This is a genomic window from Mesorhizobium sp. CC13, assembly GCF_039907765.1.
Taxonomy (GTDB): domain Bacteria; phylum Pseudomonadota; class Alphaproteobacteria; order Rhizobiales; family Rhizobiaceae; genus Aminobacter.
In genome coordinates this window covers 21,571-46,216 of the sequence record NZ_JARDJI010000009.1, presented here as the reverse complement: position 1 = coordinate 46,216, position 24,646 = coordinate 21,571, and the positions used below count along the sequence as shown (strand labels likewise).

Below are 24,646 nucleotides of genomic sequence, written 5' to 3'. Positions count from 1 at the left end.
GTCAACTCCCTCCGCCAGTTGGGGTCACGCTGCGCAGCCGCATGCTCCAAAGGCGGCTCTGCTGACGGCGGACGCGCGGGCGAGCCACGGACTGCCCGAAGCGCCGCTCGAGCCATGACTGCGGGATGGTCAGGAGGGAGACCAGGATCAGGTACCAGATGCTGGCCACGATGAGCAGAGGTATGATCTGGAACGTTTGCGAATAGACGTTCTGCAGATTGGTCATGAGGTCGTTGCCGGCTATGACGGAGACCAGCGACGTGCCCTTCAGCATGGCGATCACCTCATTGCCCATCGGGGGAATGATCACCCTGAGCGCCTGCGGCATCACAACTCGTCGAAACGCCTGGAACCGCGTCATGCCGACGGATCTCGCGGCCTCGACCTGCCCCCTCGGCACGGAGAGGATGCCGCTTCGGACGATTTCCGCCGAGTAGGCTGCCGCGTTGAGCGACAACGCCAGTATTGCGGCGACCATCGGGGTGACCACGTCTGAGGTAGGAACCGAGAAGAGGGTGCCGATGCCCGGCAGGCTCAGCGAGATATCCGGCGTGAAGATGCCGAGATAGCCCCAGAATATGAGCTGTACGAGAAGCGGCGTGCCTCTGAAGATGGAAATGTACAGCCGCGCCAGGCTTGACAGCACGATGTTGTCCGACAGGTGCATGATGGCGAGCAGAATTGCACCGGCGATGCCGGCGACCATCGATACGGCTGTCAGGTAGAGCGTGACACCCACACCCCTGAGCGTCACATCCTTGAAGAGATATTCCAGGATGACCGCCCGATCGACGACCGGGTTCTCCAGGAACCGCCACAACAAGAATGCAAAAATGGCAACACAGAAGACTGCGGCCACCGGAGTCCACGGCTGGGGGCGGGGAATTAGCGGGGCATCGTCGGGCAAGGCTGGAATTTCCCACCCTTGCAGAGGCATGACGCCATCGACCGCTGCGGTCTCATGACAATCTCTCATTGAGGGTTGCGGCCGCTTCGTCATGCGAAGCCCCACACGGCCACCCCAGGCGCTCCCGAAGATGTCGAGCTACTCAGCCTGTCGTCCAGCGTTGTCGTCGACCGCTGGGCTTCTTTTGCGCACCTACATAGACCGTCCGACGATCGCCGGCCCGCCAATGCTTGCGCTCCGCCGACAGCTCCCAGGGAGCATTGCTGCATCACGACCCTCCCAGTCGATGTTGCAAGTTGTCGACCAGATTCGTAACGCGACATGTCTAGACATGTCAACGGTATTGTTCACAACGATGGATACAACATTTTGAACAGATTCAATTGAACCTGGCACGATCGGTCGCCGGTCTATGGCAGCCTCTCGCGCACTGGTCAGATTTTGAGTGCCAGAATCGGCACCAATGCGCTGGTTTGCGATTCGACGCGAAATCGACGCCGAAGATGCATCGTATACATTGATGTACATCATAATTCGGAAATCTAGGTCAAGAGCGCATGATTTCCAACGGGCCGGTGGTACCGGATAGATGAACTGCCGGTCGAAGGTCGGCACGGCCGACCAGGCGACCGGAGGCGCCCCCGAGCCGATGACAGGGGCTACTCCCGCGTATATGGAACGCCGAGCCTGGCCGGCTGACCCGACCTGAAGCGCAACCCCATGAGCAGCCCGATCGAGGCGATGTAAGGCAACGCCAGCAGCAGTTGGTGAGGCACCTGCGCTCCAACCACCTGCAGATGCGTGGCCAGCGATTCCAGGAATGCGAAGGCCGTCACCGCGATCAGCACGCCCCTCGGCTTCCAGTTGCCTGCGATCAGCGCGACGACGACGATCCAGCCGCGGCCGGCGGTGAAGTCGGCGAGGAAGCGGTCGGAGAAACCGAGCATGAGGAAACCGCCGCCGAGGCCGGTCAGGGCGCTACCGAGCATCACGGCCGCATATTGCCTGGCCGAGACGCTGAGCCCCTTGACGTCCAGCGCCTTGGGATTTTCGCCAAGGCAGCGCAGTTCCAGCCCGTAGCGGCTGCGGTAGAGCAGGAACCACACCGCCGGCACGGCAATCAGCGCGAGATAGGTGAGCGCCCGTTGCGAAAACAGCACCGGGCCGACGAAGGGAATGTCCGAAAGCAGCGGTATCGCCACGTCCTGAAAGCCGGAAAAGGTCGGCTGGGCGCGGCCCTGGATGTAGCCCTGGAAGCAGTAGAGCGTGAGACCGCCCGCAAGCAGGTTGAGGCCGAGGCCGGCAATGAAGTGGTCGACACGCAGCGTCGCCGTCATGAAGGCGATGACGATACCCATCAACGACCCGGCGACGATGGCGGCAAGGACCGCCAGCCAGAGAGAGCCGGTCGCGGTGGCGACGAGATAGGCAGTAAAGGCGCCGGTCAGCATGGTGCCCTCCACGCCCATGTTCCAGATGCCGGCGCGCTGGGTGATGAGTTCGCCCATCGAAGAGAACAGCAGCGGCGTCATGATGCGGATTGTGGAGGCAAGCAGGCTGACGATGATCGCTTCCTGGAACAGCTGGCTCATTGGACGGCAACCTTCATCACGACACGGTAGCGCGCCAGGACGCCGGCGCAGAGGAAGAAGAACAGGGTGATTCCCTGCATGGCGGGCACGAGCGAGGCCGGCACGTCGCCGAGCACGCGCATGTAGACAGCGCCGCTCGCCAGCCCGCCAAAGAACAGACCGGCAAACACGGTGCCTATGGGGCTCAGGCCGCCGATCATGCCCACGATGATGCCGGCATAGCCGAGGCCGAGCAGGTTGTCGGCGCGCAGCCGATGGGCAACGCCGAACAATTCGATCGCGCCGGCAAGTGCTGCCAGTGCAGCGCTCGCCACCATGATCACTGTGACGGTGCGCCCGATGTTGACGCCCTTGTGACGCAGCGCTTCGGGGTTGTAGCCGAGGCCACGGATCTCGTAGCCGAGCGGCGTACGAGACATCACCAGCGCGCAGATGGCGGCGGCAAGGAAAGGCAGGAGCACGCCGGCATGCAGGCGGCTGCTGCCGAACAGCGCCGGCAGGAAGGCCTCCCCAGGCAGCATTGGCGACTGTTGATAGGAGATGGTACCGCCGGTCTCGCCCCAGGGTCCGCCCTGCAGCAGCCAGGACAGCAGATAGACCACCAGATAGTTGAGCATCACCGTCGAGATGATCTCGTTCACGGCGAAGCGGTTCCTGAGCACCGCGGCGATCCAGCCGAGCCCCATGCCCGCGGCCATGCCGAAGGCGAGCACGCCGGGGAAGAACAGCAGCGGCGGCAGGCCGGCAAGCAGCTGTGCCCCGAGATAGCCGCCCATGGCGCCGGCCAAGACCTGCCCCTCCTGGCCGATGCTCCATATCTGGGCGCGAAACGCGATGACGGTGGCAAGACCGGTGAGGATCAGCGGCGTCGCCTTGACCAGGGTGGTCGCGAGAGCCTTGGGTGAACCCGCAGCGCCCTCCAGCAGGGCACCGAAGACCTGCAGGACATCCGCGCCCGTCGTTGCAATCAGCGCTGCCGAGGCCGCAAGGCCGGCGGCGACGGCCATGGCGAAGGAGGCTGCGGTCCAGAGCGCGGTCGCCTCTATCCTGCGTTCGAAGCGGATCATGCCGAAACCCTTTCCTTGCTGGCCGCGGCCTCGTTGCGGCGACCGGCCATCATGACGCCGATTTCGGCGACCGTGGTCGTCCTCGGATCGACGATGCCCATGACCTCGCCCTTGAACATCACGGCGATGCGGTCGGCGAGGTTGAACAGGTCGCTCAGTTCTTCCGAGGCGAGCACTATGGCGAAGCCCTCGGCGCGCTTCTTCAGGAGTTGCGTCTGCACATATTCGATGACGCCGACATCGAGGCCGCGCGTCGGCTGGTTGGCGAGCACGAGGCCAGAGGCGTGCAGGAACTCGCGGGCGATGATGATCTTCTGGGCGTTGCCGCCGGAGAGCTTGCCGGCCGCCACCAGCTCGTCGCGGGTGGCGATCTGGTACTCGGCGATCATCTCCCGCGCCAGCCCGCCGATCGCCTTGTTGTCCATCAATGGGCCGTTGCGATACTTGGGGCTGCGCTGCCAGCCGAGCACGACATTCTCGGCGACGCTGAATTCGGGCACCAGCCCTTCGCGGAACCGATCGTCGGGAATATGCCCGACGCCGCGATCCATCATCGAGCGCGGCGACATGCCCGCCACTTCCTCGCCCTTGAATCGGATCGAGCCTGCCGCTGGCCTGCGAACGCCGCACAGCACCTCGAACAGTTCCTTCTGGCCGTTGCCGGCAACGCCTGCGATGCCAAGGATCTCGTGCCGCGCCACCGAGAACGAGACGTCCCTCAGCACCGGATCACCCCAGAAGCCGCGCGCCGACAGGCCTTCGACGGCCAGCACGGTCTCGCCCGGCTCCAGGTCGGGCTTGGTGACGGTGAAGGATACGTCACGGCCGACCATCAGCCTTGCCAGCTCATCCGGTGAAGTCTCCGGCGTATCGAGCGTCGCCACCACCCTGCCCTTGCGTAGCACGGTCACCCTGTCCGACTGCATGACCTCGGCCAGCTTGTGGGTGATGAGGATGATCGACATGCCGCGGGCGCACATCTTGCGGACGATGTCGAACAGGATGCGCGACTCGCCCGGCGTCAGCACCGCCGTCGGCTCGTCGAGGATCAGGATCTGCGCATCGAGATAGAGCGTCTTGAGGATCTCGACCCATTGCTGCCGGCCGACCGGCAGTTCCCAGACATAGGCGTCGAGATCGATGTCGATGCCGTAGCCGTCGCAGATCGCCCTGAGCTTCTGCCGCGCCCCGGCGGCATTCAGCCGCCAGCCCGAGCGCTGGGTGCCGACGATGATGTTCTCGAGCACGGTGAATTCCGGCACCAGCACGAAATGCTGGTGCACCATGCCGATGCCATGGCGGATCGCGTCTATCGGGGAAGCGATGTGAACCGGCTGGTCGCGGAGCAGGATTTCGCCCTTGTCGGGGCGATAGAAGCCGAAGATGCAGGACGAGAGCGTCGACTTGCCGGCACCATTTTCGCCGAACAGGCAGTGTATCTCGCCGGGGCGAAGGTCGAAGTCGACATTGTCGTTGGCGATGACCCCGGCGAAACGCTTGGTCAGGCCCTCGACACGCAAGGCAGTGGACATGGAAGGCACCGATTATCGAGTGAGCTAAGGCCGCGGCAGGCGGAAATGCCCGTCGCGGCCGGGCTGTCAGGATCGATCTATTTCGCCTTGGGGTCAGAGGCATCGATCGGCACTTCGAAGCTGCCGGCCATGATCCTGGACTTGAGGTCCTCGATCTCGGCCTGGACTTCCTCCGGCACTTTCGCCTGCAGATCGGGATTTGGCGCGAGAGCCGAGCCGCCATCCTTCATGCCGAACCAGCGCTTCTCGGTGTTGCCGGCATAGGGCTTGCCCTCGGCCTTGTGCGCCCACCACTCGTCGACGATCCACCGGACATCGGGATCCCATTGCGCCACGGCGCTCGACAGCACCGTCGAAGGCGAAAATGACGTCTGGTCCTGGAAGTTGCCGAAGCACAGGATCTTGGCTTCCTCGCAGGGCTTGAAATTGCCGGTGAGCTGGAAGATCAGGTCGGCGCCGGTGGCGATCTGCGCGTTGGTGTATTCACCGGCCTTTGCCGGATCGTACCAGGACTCGATGAAGGCGACGCTGCGCTCGATCGCCGGGTTGGCCGCCTTGGCGCCGGCGAAGAAGGCATTGATCTCATCATTGACGTCGTCGGCCGGAAAGGTTCCCACCGCGCCGAGCTTGTTCGACTTGGAGAGCTTTCCTGCAGCATAGCCGAGCAGATAGGCCGGCTCATGCACGCGCTTGTAGACCCAGTACTGGTTGCCCCCGAGCCCCTCGTTGCCGGACCCCACGACCACGAACAGGATTTCGGGAAACTCCTCGCGCAGCTTCTTGACCTGGTCGGAATAGGTGCTGTGGGCCCAGATGATGTCGTATTCGCCGCTTTCGGCGAACAGCCGCATGGCGTCGCCGGCATCGTCGCCCCACAGCGGATCGGTGTATTTCCAGGTGATTTCGAGCCCGTGCGGCTTTGCGGCCTTCGCACGTTCGAGCGCCTGGATCAGTGTGCCGTCCCAGGCATTGTCGATGCCGGCCGACAGGATGACGGCGATATTGAGCTTGTCCGGTTCGGCAGCCGCCGACCGTTCAGGGCTGCCTGCGATGGCAGCGACGGCGAGCATCGTCAGCACCGCCAGCCTTCTGGCGAGATATGCGAACATAGGATTCTACCTTTCCCTCTGGTGTCGTTATCTGGGTTGCATCCCGTCTGTTCTTGTTTTCAGCCAACCGCCTCTCCCGGGCGGCTTTGTTTCAGTGTCCGGCGCGCACCTCCTCCGGTTCGGCCAGCAGGCGGTCGATCTGCTTGGACCAATCCGCGCGCCAGTCGCGCCTGGTGCTGTCGTCGAGCCAGGCCGCGTCGAGCGAATTTAGCGCCAGCCTTGCCAGCGTGCCGCGATCGAGCGACATGGTTTCGGCGAGCAGCCGATATTCCTTGGCGAGGTCGGTCTGCAGCATCGGCGGATCGTCGGTGTCGACGACGAGCTTGAGACCGGCGTCGAGCATCGTCCGGATCGGGTGATCGGCATCCGTGAGGTCGCGCCAATGGGTCAGGATGACCGTGGAACTCGGACAGACGGTGAAGGCGATGTCGTCGGCGATGCACCGTGCAACCAGTTCCGCGTCCTCCATCACGCGGTAGCCGTGGTCGATGCGCTCCACATGGAGAAGGTCGAGCGCATCGCGCACATTGGCGGCCGGACCGCCTTCGCCGGCATGTGCGGTGAGCCGCATGCCTGCCTTCCTTGCCTTGTCGTAGACCGGCTTGAAGGGAGCCGGCGGGAACGGCTCCTCGTCGTAGTCGAGGCCGATGCCGATCACCTTCTCCGAACGGAACGGCAGCACCAGATCGAGAAATTCGAAACTGCGGTCGAGGCTGAGCTCGCGGTTGATCGCGGGGATCAGCCGCGACACCAGGCCGAAGTCCTTTTCGGCATCGTCCATCGCCTTGAGGATGCCCGAAAACATCGTCTCGTAGCTGATGCCGGCGTCCTGATGCACCTGCGGGCTGAAGAAGAACTCGGCATAGCGGCCACCGGCATTGGCGACGTGCTCGAGTGCCTCGTAGGCGATGAGATGGAAGTCGTCGGCATCGACGACTGAGCGCGCGACGAGATCGTAGATCTGAAGGAAGTCGACCAGATTGTCGTAGCGATAGAGATCTTCGATATCCCGGAACGGGGGCAGCTGGACGTTGTTCTTGCGCGCCAGCCTGCGAAAGGTCTGCGCCTTCACTGCGCCGGCGAGATGCAGATGCAGCTCGGCCTTGGGCAGTGCGCGCACGAATTGTTCCAGATCCATCTTGTTCCCCTTGGTGGCTTCTTCTTGTCCGGGGCTCCCGCCCCGCTGGTCGCTGCCTGGTCGTCAGTTCACGCTCGCATCTGCCTCCACCTCCTAGAGATCGAGCACCAGTTCGGCACTGCGGGCGCGCGAGCAGCACAGTGTCATGTGGTCGACGCGCTGCCTGTCGGTCAGCACCAGGTCGCGATGATCGGGGTCTCCCGAAACCACGCGCGTCACGCAGGTGCCGCAGATGCCCTGCTCGCACGACACCGGAATGTCGATGCCGTTCTCGCTCAGCACCTCGACGATGCTGCGGCCCGGCGCCACCTCGAAGCTGCGGCCTTCGCGGGCGAGCCTGACGGTGAACGGCCGGTCGCCGGACGATGGCTTCGGCGCGGTATTGGCGAAATACTCTCGATGCACCGCTTCCATCGGCCATGCCGGCCTCACCCTGGCTATGACGGCATCGAGAAAGCCGGACGGACCGCAGGCATAGAGATGCGCACCCTTTGGCCGGAGTGCGAGTAATCTGTCCAGATCCAGCAGTTGCGCAGTCGGGCCGTCGTCGAGGTGGAACCGCACCTTGCCGGCAAACGGCGTGGCTTCGATCTCGTCGCGAAAGGCCATGCGGCCGGCGCTGCGGGCGCAGTAATGGAACTCAAAATCCTGCCCAAGGGCCGAAAGTCTGTGAGCCATGGCCAGGATCGGCGTGACGCCGATGCCTCCCGCCAGCAACAGCGAGAACGGCGCCGTCTCGTCGAGCGCGAAGGCGTTGCGCGGGAGGCTTGTCTCGATGAGATCGCCGGCATTCAGCCGGTCGTGCACGCAGGCCGACCCGCCGCGCCCGCCGGGTTCGCGCAGAACGCCGATCGCGTAGCGGTGGCGTTCGCGTGGGTCGTTGCGCAGCGAATATTGTCGCGTGAATTTTCCGGGCAGATGCAGGTCGATGTGCGAGCCGGCCGTGAAGGCCGGCAGTTCGGTACCGTCCGGCGAGACAAGGTCAAGGGCGGCGATGCCCTCGGCGCAGATCCGCTTGCTTGCGACGCGCAGGCGCAGTCTCGCGTCGGCTTTTGTCGCGGGGGCGGGCACGAGTCCGGTCATTGGAACGGCCATGGTCAAGACGCACGCTCCCACTGCTGTGTTGCCCGGCTTGGCTGCGCGCCGCATCGAACGGGCGCCAGATGGCCGGGAAATGGGTTTTCAAACCGGACGGACATGGTCTCTTCCTGATGTCTCCAGTTGCGATGGCGGCGCGATCAACTCGCGATGGGTGCGCCGAGGCCGAACCTGCGGACGAGCCCGCGGCGATATTCGAGCGACATCCGGTCCGACGGCACATGGATCTCCTCGGTGAGGTCGAGCGGCAGCTCCTCCGGGTGCTGCTCCTCCACCATCGGCTTGTCCTCGTCGTTGATGAGCAGCGCGTCCTTGATCCAGTAGTCTGCGTCCGGGTCGCCGGTGGTGTCGGTCATCAGCTGGAAGATACGCGTTTCACGCGCCGACACCGGGCAGACCGTATCGGCGAAGTAGACGACATAGTCGGAACCCTGCGGCGCGATCTTGATCAGCGTCGAGAACGGATAGGTCAGCTCATAGGTGTAGACCACGTCGCGTTCGTCACCCCCCACTCCGTCGTCGAAGCGGTTGAAGCCTTCGTGATAGGGCAGCTCGAAGCGCAGGCCGTAATCGGTCTGCTCGACATCGTAGGGCGGGATCGGATCGGCCGTGCTGCCGCCGAAGCTCTGGGTATGCACCCAGGGGAAATGGGCGACGTCGTTGAAATTCTCGACATGACGGCTCGCAGCCGCATACCAGGTGCCCGCCGGCACATATACCTTTCTGAGGTCGGGATTCGAGATGCCTTCCCATTCCGGGAGCTGCCACGTCGCCTCGCCCTTGAGGCATGCCCAGACGATGCCGTAACGCTCGACCGATGCATAGGTTTCGAGCCGGAGCTTCGGCGGGATGCGGCCTTCGGAGTTGGCGATCGATGGGATCTTCGAGCACGCGCCGTCATGTCCGAAATGCAGCCCGTGCATCGGGCAGACGATCTGGTCTTCGGCCATCCAGCCGCCGCTGATGCGCGTACCGCGATGCGGACAGAGGTCGCGCGCCACCGTGATGCCGGCCGACGTCCTGTAGATCACCAGGTCGACGTCGAGCAGCTTTGCACGCACAGGCTTGTCGGCGATGTCGTGGACGAAAGCGACGGGATGCCAGAAGGAAGCGAGGATGTGCCAGTCGCCGGCAGCGAAAGTACAGCCGCGGGGAAGGTCGTTTCTGGTCTTGGAATGATCGGCTGGCAGAAACACGTTTTCCCTCCCGAAGATGCGTCTTGCTGGCTTGTCCGAGCTGAACCTCTCGGTCGTGCCCGGTGATGGAGAGAGTATTTCGCAGCCCCCATTTTCACGGAATGCCTCCAGCGGCCGAATGCATATCTGTAATTAAGATCATGCTCATCTTGCCTTTGACCTGCGGTTTGGACGTGCTAGGAAAGGACGTGGATCGGCAAGCGGGATCCCGGCTATGCACCCATTCATCGACAGCGGTCGCGGCTTCGCGTTCGGCGAGGCGATCTATCCGGCAGGCGGGGTCTACGGCCCCCTGAAGGACCGCTACGTCACTCTGCTCATCATTCACGAAGGCAAGGCGCGCGTCTTCTCGGACGACAGCGAAACCATGCTGGGTCCGCGCAGCTGCGGCTTCTTCCGCAACGAACACCGCTTGTTCATCGAATATGCCGAGGGTCGCAACACCCGCGTAAGCTGGTGCGAAGGCTATGCCGGGGAAGTCGCGGAAGCCATCGCTATGCGGCTGCGCTCGCTGCCGTCGCGCATAGCCTTGTCGCAACGGATCGAAGCCCTCCAGCGACTTGGCGTGGAGCTCGGCGCGGGCTCGAGCTCCAACCTCAATCTCTTGCGCAATGCACTGGGCGAAACGATCTTCCTTGCCTATTTCCACGAGGCCCAGATGTCCGAGCAGGAGCGGCTGACGCCGCGCTCCGTGCTGCGCGCCCGCTTCTACATGGACGAGAACTACGAGAAGGAGATCACCGTCGACCGCCTTGCGGCGCTCGTCGGCGTGACGCCGCAACACCTGGTCTCGTCGTTCCGGAAGCATGTAGGCGTGACGCCCGTCCGTTACCTGTGGCAGGTGCGGGCCGCGCGCGGCCATTTCCTGCTGCTGCAGACAGGGCTGCCCATCTCCGACATCGCCTACCAGTGCGGCTACAAGAACCCGTTCCACTTCTCCCGGCAGATATCGGAGCAATTCGGCATGTCGCCACGCCAGGTACGTGCGAACAAGGGCTACCGCGTCGCAAGCGATGTCGCCGAGGGCGCCGGCGACACTGCCTATGGCATGGCGCTATCAGGCACAAAGACGATCCTGGAGATCGCAGATGGCCAAAGTCGCGAAACTCAGCGATGAGGTATCGGTGATCTCCGACCGCCGGCACTAACATCCGGCAAGTTCAGCGTGAACGGAACCATGATCGGCGCTGGTGAATCGCACCTGCTTCAGCTCCGAACCCGATCAACAAGGCCACCCGGCGTTCAGGTACGCTCTTGCAGGTCCACATCATCCGCCGCCTGCGACAGGTTGGAGGCAGTGTTCTCATCCACGTCGGCATCCGCCATCGCAACCGGCATCTCACCTCCCGGCAGCCTGTCCCTCGACAGCAGGCCGGCGTCCTCGAGCGCCTCGAAGTCCGGCAGGTCGCGCAGCGTCTCGAGACCGAAGGCCGACAGGAAGTGCTTGGTCGTCACATAGGTGTAGGGCGCGCCGAGCTGCGGCGAGCGCGGGCCCGACGCGATGAAGTCCTGTGCCCGCAGGCTGGCGATCAGGTCGCGACTGACCTCCTTGCCGAACAAGGTGGACAGCTCGGCGCGGGTGATCGGCTGGAAATAGCCGATCGCCGTCACCACCAGCGCCTCCAGCTGCGACAGCGGCCGGAAGTCGCGCGTCTGTCCGCTGGCGGCGCGGATGACGTCGGCAAACGCCGTCTTCGTCCGGTGCTGCCAGCCGCCGGCCACCGCCACGAGTTCGTAAGGCCTGCCCGCAAGCTCGGCGCGGATGTCGTCGATGACGAGGTCGAGGTTGCAGTCCTTGCCGACCACCCGCGCCAGCACCTCGCGCCCCACCGGTTCGCTCGATGCGAAGATCACCGCTTCGACCCGTCCCATCCACTCGCGCCAGCGCAGCTCCGCCGGCAGATGCTCGAGCTCGTTGTCCACGAGACGGCCATCCGATCCACGATCCGGCCGCATGCGTTCCCCAGTCTGCGCCGAGCGGTCGGACATGGTCACAGCCCGTAGAGCCTGAACGTCGGTCGGCCGGAGAACTCCCTGACCGCCTCGAATGCCGTGAGCCGCTCGAACAGGCGGCGCGCAGCAAATCGCGACAGGTTTCTGCTCGAAAACGTTCCCGGCACCGCATCATCGTCGAGCAGCCTCGCGATCGCGTCCGCGGCCCCCTTGGCGCGCAGTTTTGGCGCCACGCTTTGCAGCCGCTCGGCCCGACGGGACATGTCTGCCGCCAGCCGGGCCGCTTCCGCGGCCGCTTTTGCCAGCGCCAGGCACAGCGCTCGCTCGAAGTTCTCCTCGCCCGGCTTCAGCCGCTTGCCACGCCCGTCGGCAGCGCGAAATGCCGGGGAAAAGGCCTGCGCCATCAACAGCGGCACCGGCCGCGGCCAGTGCAGCTTTGCCGCCACCATCACATCGCCCAGCCACCAGGCCAGCAGCTCCGCCATGGGCGCGCCTACCAACACGTGGCGCATCATCGCAGCCGCTGCAAACGGTGCCGCCGGTCCGGTCCGCTGCAACTTGTCGAATGCCTCGGGGATGTTGACGAAAGCGTCCTGCCAACGCAGGCCGAGGCGCTCCACCACCCAGGCTAGGCTGTCGACGTCGATCGCCGCCGGCCGCGCCGTCAGCTGCCGAAAGGCAGCCAGGATGGAACCGCCGGGACCGGGATCGTCATTGCCTTTGCGCAGGTGCCAGGCATCGCGCAGGGCCGCCTCACCCTCGCCGCGGCCCGCAAGCCGGCAGGCGCTCGCGGCACTTCTCAGCGCCAGGCGCTGGCGCCAGCAGCCGGCCCAGACCGGCGCGGACCGCACCAGCTGATCGAGCGACGCCAGCGCAGCCCCGGCCAGGAACGCAACCTCCGCCGCATCGTCGACCGGCCCGCGCGGCGTCGCCCAGGCGGGCACGGCGGGTGGCTGGAGTGTTGCGACAGAAGCTGTAGAGGGCCGACTCATATGCGCAAGCGTATTTGGATCGTGCGGTTTTGACCAGCATTTAGCGGCCAAAACGCACAGCTTGTCTTGTCCCTATTATGACTGATAATGTTGCCTTATCGTTCATTAGTTGATTCATGCACGAAATGGCCGCTCCCATCGATCAGAACCCCGAAAACCGTTCCGCGCAAGGCCCGGCTCGACGACAGCGTGCCCCCGAAAACGCCTTTCGGGATGAGAAGCCCGCCGTCGACCACGTCGCCGACCTTCCCGACATCGTCGACGTGGTGATGGCGATGGGCAGGGATTCGATCGAAGGTGTTGCCGAGACAACCACTTTTGACGCCCCCTCCCCTGCCCTTGTGGCGGGAGAAGCCGGATCGTCCGCCCGTATGCCGGCCCATCTGCTGCGCCTGGCCGAGCGCGCGCGAGGCTATGTCGAAGCCGCGAGCTCGCCAAACACCCGCCGCGCCTATGCGGCCGACTGGAAACACTTTTCCAACTGGGCCAGGCGCCAGGGTCTTGCCGTCTTGCCGCCGGATCCCGAAACCGTCGGGCTCTACATCACCGCGCTCGCTTCCGGCTCCACTTCAGGCGGCGGCATCGGAGACAAAAAATCCGTGTCGACCATCGAAAGGCGGTTAGCGTCGCTGAGCTGGAACTATGCCCAGCGCGGGGGAGAAAAACTCGATCGCAAGCACCGCGCCATCGCGACCGTCATGGCCGGCATCCGCAACAGCCATGCCCGGCCACCCCGGCAGAAGGAGGCGATCCTGCCGGAGGACCTGATCGCCATGCTGGAGACCCTCGAGCGGGGCACATTGCGCGGCCTGCGCGACCGTGCCATGCTTTTGATCGGCTTTGCCGGCGCCCTGCGCCGCTCCGAAATCGTCGGCCTCGACGTCGGCCGCGACCAGACCCAGGATGCTTCGGGCTGGATCGAGTTCTTCGAGAAGGGCCTTCTGGTCACGCTGCGTGGGAAAACCGGCTGGCGCGAGGTCGAGATCGGCCGTGGCTCGTCCGACGCGACCTGCCCAGTCGTCGCACTGGAAGGCTGGCTCAAATTCGCCCGCATCGCCCACGGGCCGCTGTTCCGCCGCGTAACCGGTCAGGGCAAGAAGGTCGGCGCCGAGCGGCTCAACGACCAGGAGGTGGCACGTTTGGTCAAACGCACCGCCCTCGCAGCCGGCGTGCGTGGCGACCTGGCCGAGGGCGAGCGCGCCAAAAGCTTCGCCGGTCATTCGCTGCGCGCCGGCCTCGCCTCCTCGGCCGAGGTCGACGAACGCCATGTGCAGAAGCAGCTCGGCCACGCCAGCGCCGAAATGACCCGCAAGTACCAGCGCCGCCGCGACCGGTTCCGCGTCAACCTGACCAAGGCGAGCGGCCTCTAGACAGGAACTCAAGCGGTTTCACTCGAGGAACTCTTCGGCGCCTCGGGAAGCAGTCTGTTCGGAATTTGCGGCCGCCCTCTGCTGCCGGTTCGATTCCGACGGCTGAACCCGCTGCTTTTCCTCGCAAATCTGGAACTACGATCCATAAATGCAAGCTGCGCGGACTGATCGACCGTGGCCGCCACAGCGGCCTGCGGACAGGACGTTTCCTGCTGCTCGGTTCCGCCTCCATCGACCTGATGAAGCAGTCGAGCGAAACGCTGGCCGGCCGCATCGCCTATCTGGAAATGCATCCGCTCGACGGTCTCGAAGTCGCCCCGCAGGATGTTTCCTCGCTATGGGTGCGCGGCGGTTTTCCGGAAAGCTTTCTTGCGCCGAGCGACCGGGCCAGCCTGCGCTGGCGGCAGGATTTCATCCGCTCCTATCTCGAGCGCGACATCCCTATGCTCGGGCCGCGCATTCCGGCCGAAACCCTGCGCCGCTTCTGGACCATGCTCGCCCACCACCAGTCAGGCCTGCTCAATGCCGCCGAATTCGCCCGTGCGCTGGGCATCGACGGCAAGACGGTCGCCTCCTATCTCGACCTTCTCGTCGATCTGCTGCTCGTCCGCCGGCTCGAACCCCGGCACGCCAATGTTTCCAAGCGGCTGGTCAAGTCGCCCAAGATCTATGTCCGCGACAGCGGCCTCACGCATGCGCTTCTCGGGCTCGGCACGCAGGAACAACTCCTCGGCCATGCCGTCGCCGGCGGCAGTTGGGAAGGCTTCGTCATCGAGACCCTGTCGGCCGCTGCCCCTGAAGGCACGCAGATGAATTTCTACCGGACCTCGGCCGGCACCGAAATCGACGTCTTGCTCACCCTGCCCGGCTCGACCGTCTGGGCAATCGAAATCAAGCGCAGCCTGGCGCCAAAGGTCGAAAAAGGATTCCATGTAGCGGCCGAAGACATCAGGCCGGACCGGCGCATCCTCATCTATCCCGGCACGGAGAGCTACCCGCTGCCCCACGGCGTCGAGACCATGCCGCTGACGGCAGTCGGCGCGGAGCTTGCAAGGCTACGCTGACGCCTATCCGGCCTTGGACTGGGCCCCTCCCCTGCCTCGCAGCAGCGCCATGAGCACCGGGCCGATCGAGAATTCGCCGGCGCGCGCCTTGGCAGTCAGGCTGCGCAGGTAGCCGCCGGGGCTGGAGATCGCCTCGCCCTTCTGCAGCATCGCCGCCACCATGATCGCGGCATCCACCGCCCCCATCGCCTCGCAGGCCTGGTTCCACGCATCCGGGCTGACGCCAAGCGCGCCGCGCACCAGATTTGCCGTTTCGACCAGCTCGCCCCAGCCGGAAATGCCGTTGCGGGCGTAGTCGGTAATATCGGGGCAGGCACGCAGCACCATGCCTAGCGGATATCCCGTCGGCGGCTGGCACTTCACCTCCAGTTTTGGCGCGGCGGTCGTCCCGTGGCCTTTTTCGAGGCCGGGTTCAATATCAAGGTGTTGTGAGTTTGAATTCTGTATGTGACGCTCAAAATGAGACTCATTGGCGCCTGTTTTTTCATTTTTTACGTGACTTTCCAGCATCTTACGCACCTCTTCCGCAAGTGTTGCGAGTTCGGCGGCGATCGGCTCCAGCTCGATGCTGCTTGCCGTGCGCGGAATCCCAACGACGATCTCGCGATAATGCAGGTGCAGCCGCTGCCAGTCGGCCGCAATGCCTTCCTCGAGGCCAAATGCGATCATCTTGGCGATGTCGCGGCGCAAGATGGTGATGCGCTCCTTCACCAGCAGCAGCGCCCGCCTTTCGGCCCGCACGGCCTCGGCCATGCGCTCGAACTCCTGGGCACGCGCCAGAAGCGGCATGAGGTCGAAGCCGAAAGCCCGCTCGATCACGCCGTCATGTCCCTTGCGGGCGTAACGCTTGCCATTGGGGCTGTCGCGGCGCACCACCAGGCCGCACTCGACGAGCACCGAAAGGTGTCGCCTGAGGGTCGCCGGTGCCATGCCGTGGGCACGCAGGGCCAGCTGTGCGTTGGATGGGAACACCACCAGCCCCTCCCCTTCCACGAGATCCGTGTCGGGATGGAAGCTCAGCAGTGCATTCAGCACGGCAAGCGCGCGATCGCTGGCGCCAAGCATCGACTTGGCCTCGCAGACGGCGCGGAAGACTTGCCATTTGTTGGCGCTGGCGCCGGGCGCGCAGCTGTCAGCCGCCATCTGTCCTGCCATCATGGCAAGCGACAGCGACCGCCGCCCGAAGGGCGTCGTCGAGATGTGCTCGATCATTCCTCGTCTACCTCACTCGGAGGCAAGCCAAAGGTACTCCGGAACGCGCCCGGTGGTTGACAAGTCGGCCCGGAAATGATTCTCTCACAATCGCTACATTGATGAGGGCTTCCGGAATGGCGACGTTTCGGGGGCCTTTTTCTTGCCGGTTATCCTGTTCTTTCCAATCCTCTACGCCTTCGACGCTTACGCACTACGCTCCACCCTTGCCGGAGCGCGGGCTCTAGGCACGCGCCCGCTTCGGCGGGAGTGGACAAAACTATTTTCCGCCGGCCGCGTTGCCGCGCTCCTGGCTGAACCTTTCCCAAAGCCTAGGCAGTTCCTCGCCCAGGAAATCCTCGAAACCGTCGGCAATTTTCTCCACGAAATCGACGCGCGCCTTGCCTTTCGACACGGTCAGATGGGCGACTGCCCTGCCCTCTCCGTCAAGGATGGCGCGGGAGCCGCCGCCTGCCGCAACAGCCTTGCGCTGCAGTCGCGTGAACAGCAGGTTGAAGCGCTCGTCGCTATCCGCCTCGCGGAAGCGCGCGCTGGTGATCTCGTCCTGCGCCTTCACCCGCGCCGCCTCGCTCTTCAAGAGTTCCGCCAGCGCCATCCAGCGCGGACGGCCGATCTTGGGGGCGGCGCCGATGGCGCGCACGATGTGCTCGGGCACAGCGTCGGCGACCTGCAGGAAGCGCGTCATCTCGGCCTTGTGCAGCGACAGCGCGTCCTGGACGACGCCACGCTCGAAACCGCGGGCGACCAGCTCATGGGCGAACAGCGCCCGCTCGATGAAGGAGAGGTCGCGCCGCTCGCTGTTTTCCTTGCCCTGGGCGAGCACCAGCTCGATGTCGGAAAGCGGCCGCACGATCGCCAGCACCGGCACGCCGAGGCGGCTTGCGGCGCGCACGCGGCGGTGGCCATAGGCGGTCTGGTAGCGGCCCTGCTTCTCGGGGTGCGGCCTGAGCAGAACGGGCACTTGCTGTCCGGTCTGCTCGATGCTCGCCACCAGTGCCTCGAAGTCATCGTCGTGGCCGCCATGGTCGAGCCGGTCGGTGACAAAGGAGGTTTCGACGAGCGCGGTGTCGATCTTGGCGACACGCTCGGCGCTGTCGAGGCTCTCCTTGAGCTTGCGCGCTTCCTCGATCTCCCTGGACAGCCCGCCGAGTGAAAGCCCCATCGCCTTGACAGCGCCCGAGGCGCTGCGCGGACGCGAAAATTCCGCGTCGGCCGACTTGGTTTCCGGCGCCTTCTCGGTCGGCGCAGGGGCCGCCGGCGCCGGGTCCATGGTGCCGAACAGAGCCTTGAGCTGATCCTTGCGGTTCAATGCCATGCCAGCCTCCTCACGCCGCCCTGTTCCAGGCCTTGAGCATGAGGCCCTCGATCTCGCCGTTGACAGCTGTCAACGACTCCATGGCGCGATCGTAGGTGGCGCGGCTGAAGCTCTCGCGCGCCACCTCGTAGAGCGTCTGCTTGGTCAGGCCGGCATCGGAGAACGCGGTCGACTTGACCAGCGGCGCCGTCAGCACGCGGTCACCGAACAGCGAACGCAGGAAACCGACGATCTGCGTCTGCGGGCCGTCGTTCGGCTCGTAGCGGGTGATCAGGTAGCGCATGAAATCGAAATTGAGCTCGCCGCCCGCCTCGCGCACGACAGAAAGCAGATCGGCGGTCATGAACAGGAACTGGCTCATCGACGCCACGTCGAGCATCTGCGGGTGGATGGTCACCAGAACCGAGGTCGCGGCGCACAGCGCCGACAGCGTCAGGAAGCCGAGCTGCGGCGGGCAGTCCATGACCACCACGTCGTAGTCGTCGGCGACCGTCTGCAGCGCCGCCTGGACGCGGGCGAAGAACATCGGCTTGCCGTCGCCGGCCTGGCGTGCCGCCAGCATCTGCGGCGTCGTATGCTCGAACTCCTGCAGTTCGAGATTGCCCGGCACGAGGTCGAGCCCATCGAAATAGGTGCGCCGGATGACGTCGGCGAGCGGCCGGCGCTCGTCGTCGTAACGGATCGCGCCGTAGAGCGTATCGTTGCCGTTGAGATCGAGTTCAGGCTGGTAGCCGAACAACGCCGACATCGACGCCTGCGGATCGAGGTCGATGGCGAGCACGCGATAGCCCGCCAGCGCCAGGTGCTGGGCGAGATGGGTGCTCGTCGTGGTCTTGCCCGAACCACCCTTGAAGTTGGTGACGGCGATGACCTGCAGGTGCTCGCCGCGTGCATCGTCGCGATGCGGGAGATAGTGCCTGCCCTTGGAGGGATTCTGCTCCGCGAGGTGGCGTCGCAGCGCATTGATGTCGTCGAGCGCGTAATAGCGGCGCCCCCCTGCCCCGGTCTCGGGCTGCGGACCTTCGCCGGCGATGGAAAGCTGGCGCAGATAGCCGTCCGAGACACCGATCATGCGCGCCGCCTCGCCGCTGGAGAACTTGCGCAACGCCTTCTTCGACGTCGGCGAAAACAACCGGTCGCGCATCGCCTGCAGTTGCGCCGACAGCATCTCGGCATCGTGGGCGATGGCGCGGTCGGTCGCCACGGCCTCCTCGCCTGCAATATCCACGCGTGTTTGAACTGCACCAGCCAAGTCTTGGTCCCCTCTCGGCGGTTCCTGCACGCGCTTTCGCGACGCGCACCAAACGCCTTGCTACGATCTATGCGCCGATTCGCCGCCGATTCCGAATCCGGGTTACGCCCTCGCGAATTTTTACGTGGCGGAGCGTGGATAACGGAATGATGGAGCGGTTACGCCGGACGCATCGAATTACGACGAATTACCGTAACAAGGGTGCTGAAGAGCCCGAGTCGAGTCAACTTATTTATAGTTAACGGAAATTAACCATCAGGACGGCGGCGCTTTTCTCGCGAGAACCGTTGTCATGAACAAAGTCGCCCGGTCGAGTTGACAGCTGTCAACCCAGCTCGCGGTAGCCGCGCCGGATCTTGGCTGCCTGCAGTGCACGCAATGCCCTGTCCGCTTCATGGCCGCTCGCAAACAGATCGAGCCGTCGCCGGCCGTGGGTTCCTATGCGCCCCCATTCACGCACCAGCGCTACGTCGCCGAACAAGGTCGGCTCGATCGACAGGCGGTAGAACCGCGCCATGTTGCGGGCCGGATCGCGGCGCTGGAGGTGGAGCGCGAGGTGCTGCATGCCCTGGAGAATCGCTTCCCGGCATGCCCGTCGTCCAATGAAACTCCTGAATCGATCGGGTGTGAACGATTCACGCCGCTGATAGCCGAGACGGCTTTTCCACACCAACCTCGCCGCAGTATGTCTTGGCGCAATATGGCGGGAATCACGCACGCGTCCCGCCGACGCTGAGGCGAGGGGGAGATGCAGATGGGGCCTCCAGTCGATCCGGTACCTTTTGGAGACGTCCAGCCGCAAGCCGTCGACGTCGTCATCGTCGGCGGCGGCATCGTCGGGGTGAGCACGGCGCTCTTCCTGGCGAGGCGGGACGTCTCGGTCGCGCTCTGCGAAAAGGGCCATGTCGCGGGCGAGCAGTCGAGCCGCAACTGGGGCTGGTGCAGGCGCATGGGCCGCGACCCGCGCGAATTGCCGCTGATCGTCGAGGCCTTGAAGGTCTGGGAGGACATCGGGGAGCTTGTCGGCGAGGACGTCGGCTTCCGCAGGACGGGCATCCTCTATCTCTGCCAGGATGAGAGCGACGTCGAGCATCACGCCGAGTGGGTCAGGAGCGCCGGCGACTACGCCCTCGATTCGACGATGATCGAGGGGAGGGCACTGGCGGACATGATGCCCGGCGCGCAGAGGACGTTCCGCGCCGCCCTGCATACGCCGAGCGACGGCCGCGCCGAGCCCCAGAAGGCGGCTCCCGCGATCGCCCGGGCTGCACAAAGGGCAGGGGCATCGATCCTGCAGAACTGCGCCGTGCGCGGGATCGAGACGGCGGGCGGGCGCGTTTCCGGGGTGGTCACCGAGCACGGCCTGATCCGCGCCAGCACGGTGGTGGTCGCCGGCGGCGCCTGGTCGAGCCGGCTGTGTCGCGACCTCGGAATCCGGCTGCCGCAGCTTTCCGTGCGGGCCTCGGTGATGCGGACGGCACCCGTCGAGGGCGGACCCGAAGGCGCCGCCTGGACCGAGGGCTTTGCCTACCGCAAGCGGCTCGACGGCGGCTACACCATCGCCAACGGAATGATCAGCTACCATCACCTGATCCCGGACAGCTTCCGCTACCTGAGCGATTTCCTGCCGATATTGTCGCGCGAATGGCGGTCGGTCGGGCTGCGTTTCGGCGATTTCCTGACCGGACCCTGGGGCCTTGCCCCCGTCTCGGCAGGGGAGGGGAGCGTCTACGAGCGGCACCGCACGCTCGATCCGCCGCCGGCCGTCGCCGCGCTGGACGAGGCGCGCGCCAACATGGAAAGGGTCTTCCCGGTGCTCAAGGGCGTGCCGACGGTGCAGCACTGGGCCGGCTTCATCGACGCCATGCCGGACGCCATCCCGGTCATTGCCCCGGTGAAATCGCTCCCGGGCCTGGTGCTCGCCACCGGCTTTTCCGGTCACGGCTTCGGCATCGGCCCGGCAGCGGGCAGGCTTGCCGCCGACCTCGTCACCGGCGACACGCCGATCGTCGACCCGACGGCCTTCCGCTACGAGCGCTTCATCGACGGCACCAGACATCGCCCGACAACTGGCGTCTAGTTCCGGCTGGGCAGCCGGGCGTCAGCCGCCGGAGAGCATCCGCCGCATCTCGCTGACGGCGGCGTCGCGCTGCGGATCCCTGCCGGCGGCATAGGGCAGGGGGGCTGCCACGGCTATGTCGGGCTCGACGCCGATCCCTTCCAGCCGCACATCGTCGCCGATGACGGCGTCCGCGACTGCGATCTCCAGCAGGCTGTCGTCCGGCAAAAGATAGGCCCGCCCGGCCAGCAGCGCGCCCGCGGTACGCGACCCCACGAGCGGAATGCCGTTTGCCTGCAGCGCATAGGCGAAGAGTTCCAGGCCGCTTCGGGCGCCCTCGTCGATGATGCCGACCACCGGCCGCCGCCAGCGCACATTGGCGAAGTCTTCTTCGCCGTTGCGGGGAATGAGCCGGAACGTCGGCGTGTCGCCCACGAACAGTTCCGCCGCATCGGAAGGGCCGCCGCCCCACCGGCCGCGCAGGTCGACGATCAGCCCGTCCGCATCCTTGAGCCGGCCGCCTGCGACTTCCCGGGCAACGACGTCGAGACCGTCCGGCGCCGACAACGTCCATAGCCTGACATAGCCGATCTTCCTGCCGTCGTACTCTATGACGTCGATGCTGTCCCTGATCGCCGTCTCGAAGCTCCGCAGCGGCCGCAGCCGCTCGACCGCGACCTTGACGCTGACAGGCGCTGCCCCGGCGCTCCGGCGCAGCCGGAGTTCGACATCGCGACCAATCCTGTCGGCGAAGGAAGCGATCTCCCGGTAGGGCGCGCCATCGACCGAAACGACCTCGTCGCCGACCAGGACGCCGGCCCGGTCGGCCGGCGAACCGTCATAGACATCGCTGACGAACAGCGAGCCGCCGAACGGCTGCACGATCATGCCGGTGCCGGGATAGCTGACTTCACCGTCGGGCGGAAACAGCCGCCGCAGGTCGTGGCGGATGGCAAAGCGGAAAATGTCGGCGAGCTCGAAATAGGCGATCTGGTCCGGACGGAAGCGGCCGGTATGCGATCCCCCCAGGCTGGCCAGCACGGCATCGATCGCCCGGTCGACCCGGGCTTCGGAACTGCCGGCCGTCAGCGGTGCGTTGGCGTCCTCGACCTCCCGAGCGACGGCTGCCTTGAAGCGCTCGAGCGCCGAAGTGTCATGGAAGTTGTCGAGCACCAGCGCGACGGCGCGGTCGAACACCTGTTGGCCCGACTTTGGCACCTCGGCCGTCAGACCTTGCGCCGGTGCGAGCATGAGCAGGAACGCCAATGCGAGCGATCTGAGGGGCATGTCGATCCGTGTCCCGCACCTTTCAGCCAGGCCTTTGCCGGCCGATCCTACGTCGGAATGCGTGGCGCGGATGACAACATTCCGTGAGCCCTGCGGGGCGGTCGCCGGGTAGGGTCCGTCCTATCCGAACGGTTGCCGGGACCTCTGAAAGTGTAGGCGGAGCCCAACGCCCAAAGGTCCGCGATTCTATCCCGACAGGTGTTGTGAGGGACCGGGGCAAAACCGATCATCCTCCCGAAAGCCATAGAAAGGGCACGGCGCCCTGAGCAATCTTCGGGAGGACATTACATGGCCGGCTTCAATCACCTCTTCGTTCCAGGACCGACCAATGTTCCGGAAATCGTCCGGCAGGCGATGAACATGCCCATGGAGGACATGCGCGCCCCCGACTATCCGACCTTCACCCGCGGCGTGTTCGCCGACCTGATGAAGGTGTTCCGCAACGAGACCGGCCGCGTCTTCATCTTCCCGTCCTCGGGCACCGGCGCCTGGGAATCGGCCATCACCAACACGCTCAGCCCCGGCGACCGCGTGCTGATGTCGCGCTTCGGCCAGTTCTCGCATCTCTGGGTCGACATGTGCGAGCGCTTCGGCCTCGACGTCGACGTCGTCGATGCCGAATGGGGCACGGGCGTTCCGGTCGAGGTCTATGCCGACCGTCTCGCCAAGGACAAGGAGCACCGCATCAAGGCGGTCTTCGTCACCCACAACGAGACCGCGACCGGCGTCACCAGCGACGTCGGCGCCGTGCGCGCCGCCCTCAACGCCGCCAAGCACCCCGCACTCCTGTTCGCCGACGGCGTCTCGTCGGTCGGCTCGATCGACTTCCGCCAGGAGGAGTGGGGCGTCGACTGCGCCGTCTCCGGTTCGCAGAAGGGCTTCATGCTGCCGCCCGGCCTCGGCTTCCTGTCGGTCAGCCAGAAGGCGCTGGCCGCGGCCAAGACGGCCGGCCACAAGCGCTGCTACTTCTCCTTCGAAGACCAGATCCGCGCCAACGATACCGGCTACTTCCCCTACACGCCGGCGGTGCAGCTGCTGCGCGGCCTGCGCGCGGCCCTCGACCTGATCGAGCAGGAAGGCCTCGACAACATCTTCGAGCGCCACAACCGGCTGGCGACGGGCGTCCGCAAGGCGGTCGACGCCTGGGGCCTGAAGCTCTGCGCCAAGGATGCCAAGTGGCACTCCGACACGGTCAGCGCGATCCTGGTGCCGGAAGGCATCGACAGCGCCGAAGTCGTCCGCCGCGCCTACCACGGCTACCAGACCTCGCTGGGCGTGGGCCTCAACAAGGTAGCCGGCAAAGTTTTCCGCATCGGCCATCTCGGCTGGGTCAACGAAGTGATGATGTGCGGCGCGATCTCGGCAGCCGAAATGGCGCTGCGCGACGTCGGCGTGAAGATCCAGCCGGGCTCCGGCGTGGGTGCGGCCCTCGAACACTACCGCCTGTCGGCGCAGCCGGCCATCGCCAAAGCGGCCTGACGCGCCAGCGCCGCGCGTCCCAAAGGGCGAGCGGCGCATCAAGGGAGGAGAACACATGAGCCACACCATCCACCACCTGCGCAAGCTGCGCCTGCAGCGCAGCGAACTCGCCGTTCCGGGCTCCAACCCGGAGATGATCAGGAAGGCCGCCGAAGGTGCCGCCGACTACATCTTCCTCGACATCGAGGATGCGGTCGCTCCGCCGGACAAGGAGCGGGCCCGCAAGAACATCATCCAGGCGCTGAACGAGATCGACTGGCGCGCCAAGGGCAAGACCATCTCGGTCCGCATCAACGGCCTCGATACCCACTACATGTACCGCGACGTGGTCGACGTGATGGAACAGGCGGGCGACCGGCTCGACACCATCCTGGTGCCGAAGGTCGGCGTGCCGGCCGACCTCTACATGGTCGAGGCGATGGTCAACCAGATCGAGACGGCCAAGGGCTTCAAGACCCGCGTCGGCCTGGAAGCCCTGATCGAAACCGCGCTCGGCATGGCCAATGTCGAGGCCATCGCCGCCTATGGCGGCCGGCTCGAGGCCATGCATTTCGGCGTCGCCGATTATGCCGCGAGCTGCAAGGCGCGCACCGTCAACATCGGCGGCCTCAACCCCGACTATCCGGGTGACCAATGGCACGCGGCCCTGTCGCGCATGACCGTCGCCTGCCGCGCCTACGGCCTGCGCGCCATCGACGGACCGTTCGGCGATTTCTCCGACCCGGAAGCCTACATCGCCGCGGCCAAGCGTGCGGCTGCGCTCGGCATCGAGGGCAAGTGGGCGATCCATCCCTCGCAGATCGAGCTGGCGAACACCGTGTTCTCGCCGCCGGAGAAGGAAGTCACCCGGGCGCGTCGCATCATCGAGGTGCTGAAGGAGGCCGAGGAGCAGGGCAAGGGTGCCGCCGCCCTCGACGGCAAGATGATCGACGCAGCATCCGAACGCATGGCCCGCAACGTCCTGGTCATGCACGAGGCAATCGAGCAGTCGGCGCGGTCGCGCACGAGCCTGCCAAACTGAGGA

At 65.3% G+C, this 24,646-nt stretch carries 21 protein-coding genes; 6 read left to right on the top strand and 15 right to left on the bottom strand.

Annotated elements, in window-relative coordinates; genetic code table 11:
• Nucleotide 1 precedes the first annotated feature (1 nt).
• The 8 genes from PV773_RS14030 to PV773_RS13995 form a co-directional block, all read right to left on the bottom strand.
• Nucleotides 2-907 (bottom strand): amino acid ABC transporter permease, encoded by a 906-nt coding sequence (locus PV773_RS14030; protein ID WP_347966934.1) that lies wholly within the window; start codon nucleotides 905-907, stop codon nucleotides 2-4.
• A gap of 659 nt (nucleotides 908-1,566) precedes the next feature.
• Entirely contained in the window at nucleotides 1,567-2,499 is a 933-nt protein-coding gene (locus PV773_RS14025; RefSeq protein ID WP_347966933.1) for an ABC transporter permease, read from the bottom strand.
• Complete coding sequence (locus PV773_RS14020) at nucleotides 2,496-3,566, bottom strand: ABC transporter permease (RefSeq protein WP_347966932.1); 1,071 nt, start codon at nucleotides 3,564-3,566, stop codon at nucleotides 2,496-2,498. The genes PV773_RS14025 and PV773_RS14020 overlap by 4 nt, the downstream gene beginning before the upstream one ends.
• Nucleotides 3,563-5,098: an ABC transporter ATP-binding protein gene (locus PV773_RS14015; RefSeq protein ID WP_347966931.1), complete on the bottom strand. Its 1,536-nt coding sequence runs from the start codon at nucleotides 5,096-5,098 to the stop codon at nucleotides 3,563-3,565. Before PV773_RS14015 ends, PV773_RS14020 begins: the two co-directional genes overlap by 4 nt.
• Before the next feature lie 77 nt (nucleotides 5,099-5,175).
• Nucleotides 5,176-6,207, bottom strand: coding sequence for a BMP family protein (locus PV773_RS14010; RefSeq protein WP_347966930.1), 1,032 nt, complete (start codon nucleotides 6,205-6,207; stop codon nucleotides 5,176-5,178).
• Between the two features lie 91 nt (nucleotides 6,208-6,298).
• Entirely contained in the window at nucleotides 6,299-7,345 is a 1,047-nt protein-coding gene (add, locus tag PV773_RS14005; protein WP_347966929.1) for an adenosine deaminase, read from the bottom strand.
• Nucleotides 7,346-7,438: 93 nt separating this feature from the next.
• Nucleotides 7,439-8,428, bottom strand: a complete 990-nt coding sequence (locus PV773_RS14000; protein WP_347966928.1) for a PDR/VanB family oxidoreductase — start codon at nucleotides 8,426-8,428, stop codon at nucleotides 7,439-7,441.
• A gap of 155 nt (nucleotides 8,429-8,583) precedes the next feature.
• A complete protein-coding gene (locus PV773_RS13995) occupies nucleotides 8,584-9,639 on the bottom strand; it encodes an aromatic ring-hydroxylating dioxygenase subunit alpha (RefSeq protein WP_347966927.1) in 1,056 nt (351 codons plus the stop codon).
• 214 nt (nucleotides 9,640-9,853) lie between these two features.
• Here PV773_RS13995 and PV773_RS13990 point away from each other — a divergent pair, with 214 nt between their 5' ends.
• Nucleotides 9,854-10,756, top strand: coding sequence for an AraC family transcriptional regulator (locus PV773_RS13990; protein WP_347966926.1), 903 nt, complete (start codon nucleotides 9,854-9,856; stop codon nucleotides 10,754-10,756).
• 125 nt (nucleotides 10,757-10,881) lie between these two features.
• Here PV773_RS13990 and PV773_RS13985 read toward each other — a convergent pair whose 3' ends face one another.
• Both PV773_RS13985 and PV773_RS13980 read right to left on the bottom strand, forming a co-directional pair.
• Nucleotides 10,882-11,595: an SMC-Scp complex subunit ScpB gene (locus PV773_RS13985; RefSeq protein ID WP_347966925.1), complete on the bottom strand. Its 714-nt coding sequence runs from the start codon at nucleotides 11,593-11,595 to the stop codon at nucleotides 10,882-10,884.
• Nucleotides 11,596-11,630: 35 nt separating this feature from the next.
• The gene (locus PV773_RS13980) at nucleotides 11,631-12,584 is read right to left on the bottom strand and encodes a DUF1403 family protein (protein WP_347966924.1); all 954 of its coding nucleotides are present in this window, start codon (nucleotides 12,582-12,584) and stop codon (nucleotides 11,631-11,633) included.
• A gap of 125 nt (nucleotides 12,585-12,709) precedes the next feature.
• On the opposite strand from PV773_RS13980, the gene PV773_RS13975 reads away from it, so the two are divergent.
• Complete coding sequence (locus PV773_RS13975) at nucleotides 12,710-13,954, top strand: site-specific integrase (RefSeq protein ID WP_347966923.1); 1,245 nt, start codon at nucleotides 12,710-12,712, stop codon at nucleotides 13,952-13,954.
• Nucleotides 13,955-14,193: 239 nt separating this feature from the next.
• Nucleotides 14,194-15,018: a DUF4143 domain-containing protein gene (locus PV773_RS13970; protein ID WP_347966922.1), complete on the top strand. Its 825-nt coding sequence runs from the start codon at nucleotides 14,194-14,196 to the stop codon at nucleotides 15,016-15,018.
• A 3-nt stretch (nucleotides 15,019-15,021) separates the two neighbouring features.
• Here PV773_RS13970 and repC read toward each other — a convergent pair whose 3' ends face one another.
• The 4 genes from repC to PV773_RS13950 form a co-directional block, all read right to left on the bottom strand.
• Nucleotides 15,022-16,230 (bottom strand): plasmid replication protein RepC, encoded by a 1,209-nt coding sequence (repC, locus tag PV773_RS13965; protein WP_347966921.1) that lies wholly within the window; start codon nucleotides 16,228-16,230, stop codon nucleotides 15,022-15,024.
• A gap of 259 nt (nucleotides 16,231-16,489) precedes the next feature.
• Nucleotides 16,490-17,545, bottom strand: a complete 1,056-nt coding sequence (gene repB, locus PV773_RS13960; RefSeq protein WP_347966920.1) for a plasmid partitioning protein RepB — start codon at nucleotides 17,543-17,545, stop codon at nucleotides 16,490-16,492.
• A gap of 10 nt (nucleotides 17,546-17,555) precedes the next feature.
• A complete protein-coding gene (gene repA / locus PV773_RS13955) occupies nucleotides 17,556-18,773 on the bottom strand; it encodes a plasmid partitioning protein RepA (RefSeq protein WP_347966919.1) in 1,218 nt (405 codons plus the stop codon).
• A 349-nt stretch (nucleotides 18,774-19,122) separates the two neighbouring features.
• The gene (locus PV773_RS13950) at nucleotides 19,123-19,362 is read right to left on the bottom strand and encodes a WGR domain-containing protein (protein ID WP_347966918.1); all 240 of its coding nucleotides are present in this window, start codon (nucleotides 19,360-19,362) and stop codon (nucleotides 19,123-19,125) included.
• 189 nt (nucleotides 19,363-19,551) lie between these two features.
• On the opposite strand from PV773_RS13950, the gene PV773_RS13945 reads away from it, so the two are divergent.
• On the top strand, nucleotides 19,552-20,877 hold the full coding sequence (locus PV773_RS13945; protein WP_347966917.1) for an FAD-binding oxidoreductase: 1,326 nt from the start codon (nucleotides 19,552-19,554) through the stop codon (nucleotides 20,875-20,877).
• Nucleotides 20,878-20,898: 21 nt separating this feature from the next.
• Here the strand turns inward: PV773_RS13945 and PV773_RS13940 are convergent, their stop codons facing one another.
• A complete protein-coding gene (locus PV773_RS13940) occupies nucleotides 20,899-22,143 on the bottom strand; it encodes a S41 family peptidase (RefSeq protein ID WP_347966916.1) in 1,245 nt (414 codons plus the stop codon).
• Between the two features lie 288 nt (nucleotides 22,144-22,431).
• Between PV773_RS13940 and PV773_RS13935 the strand changes: the two genes are divergently transcribed.
• Both PV773_RS13935 and PV773_RS13930 read left to right on the top strand, forming a co-directional pair.
• On the top strand, nucleotides 22,432-23,622 hold the full coding sequence (locus PV773_RS13935) for an aminotransferase class V-fold PLP-dependent enzyme (protein WP_347966915.1): 1,191 nt from the start codon (nucleotides 22,432-22,434) through the stop codon (nucleotides 23,620-23,622).
• Between the two features lie 55 nt (nucleotides 23,623-23,677).
• Nucleotides 23,678-24,643 carry a CoA ester lyase gene (locus PV773_RS13930; protein WP_347966914.1) on the top strand — a complete coding sequence of 322 codons (966 nt, stop codon included), beginning with the start codon at nucleotides 23,678-23,680 and terminating at the stop codon, nucleotides 24,641-24,643.
• Nucleotides 24,644-24,646 lie beyond the last annotated feature (3 nt).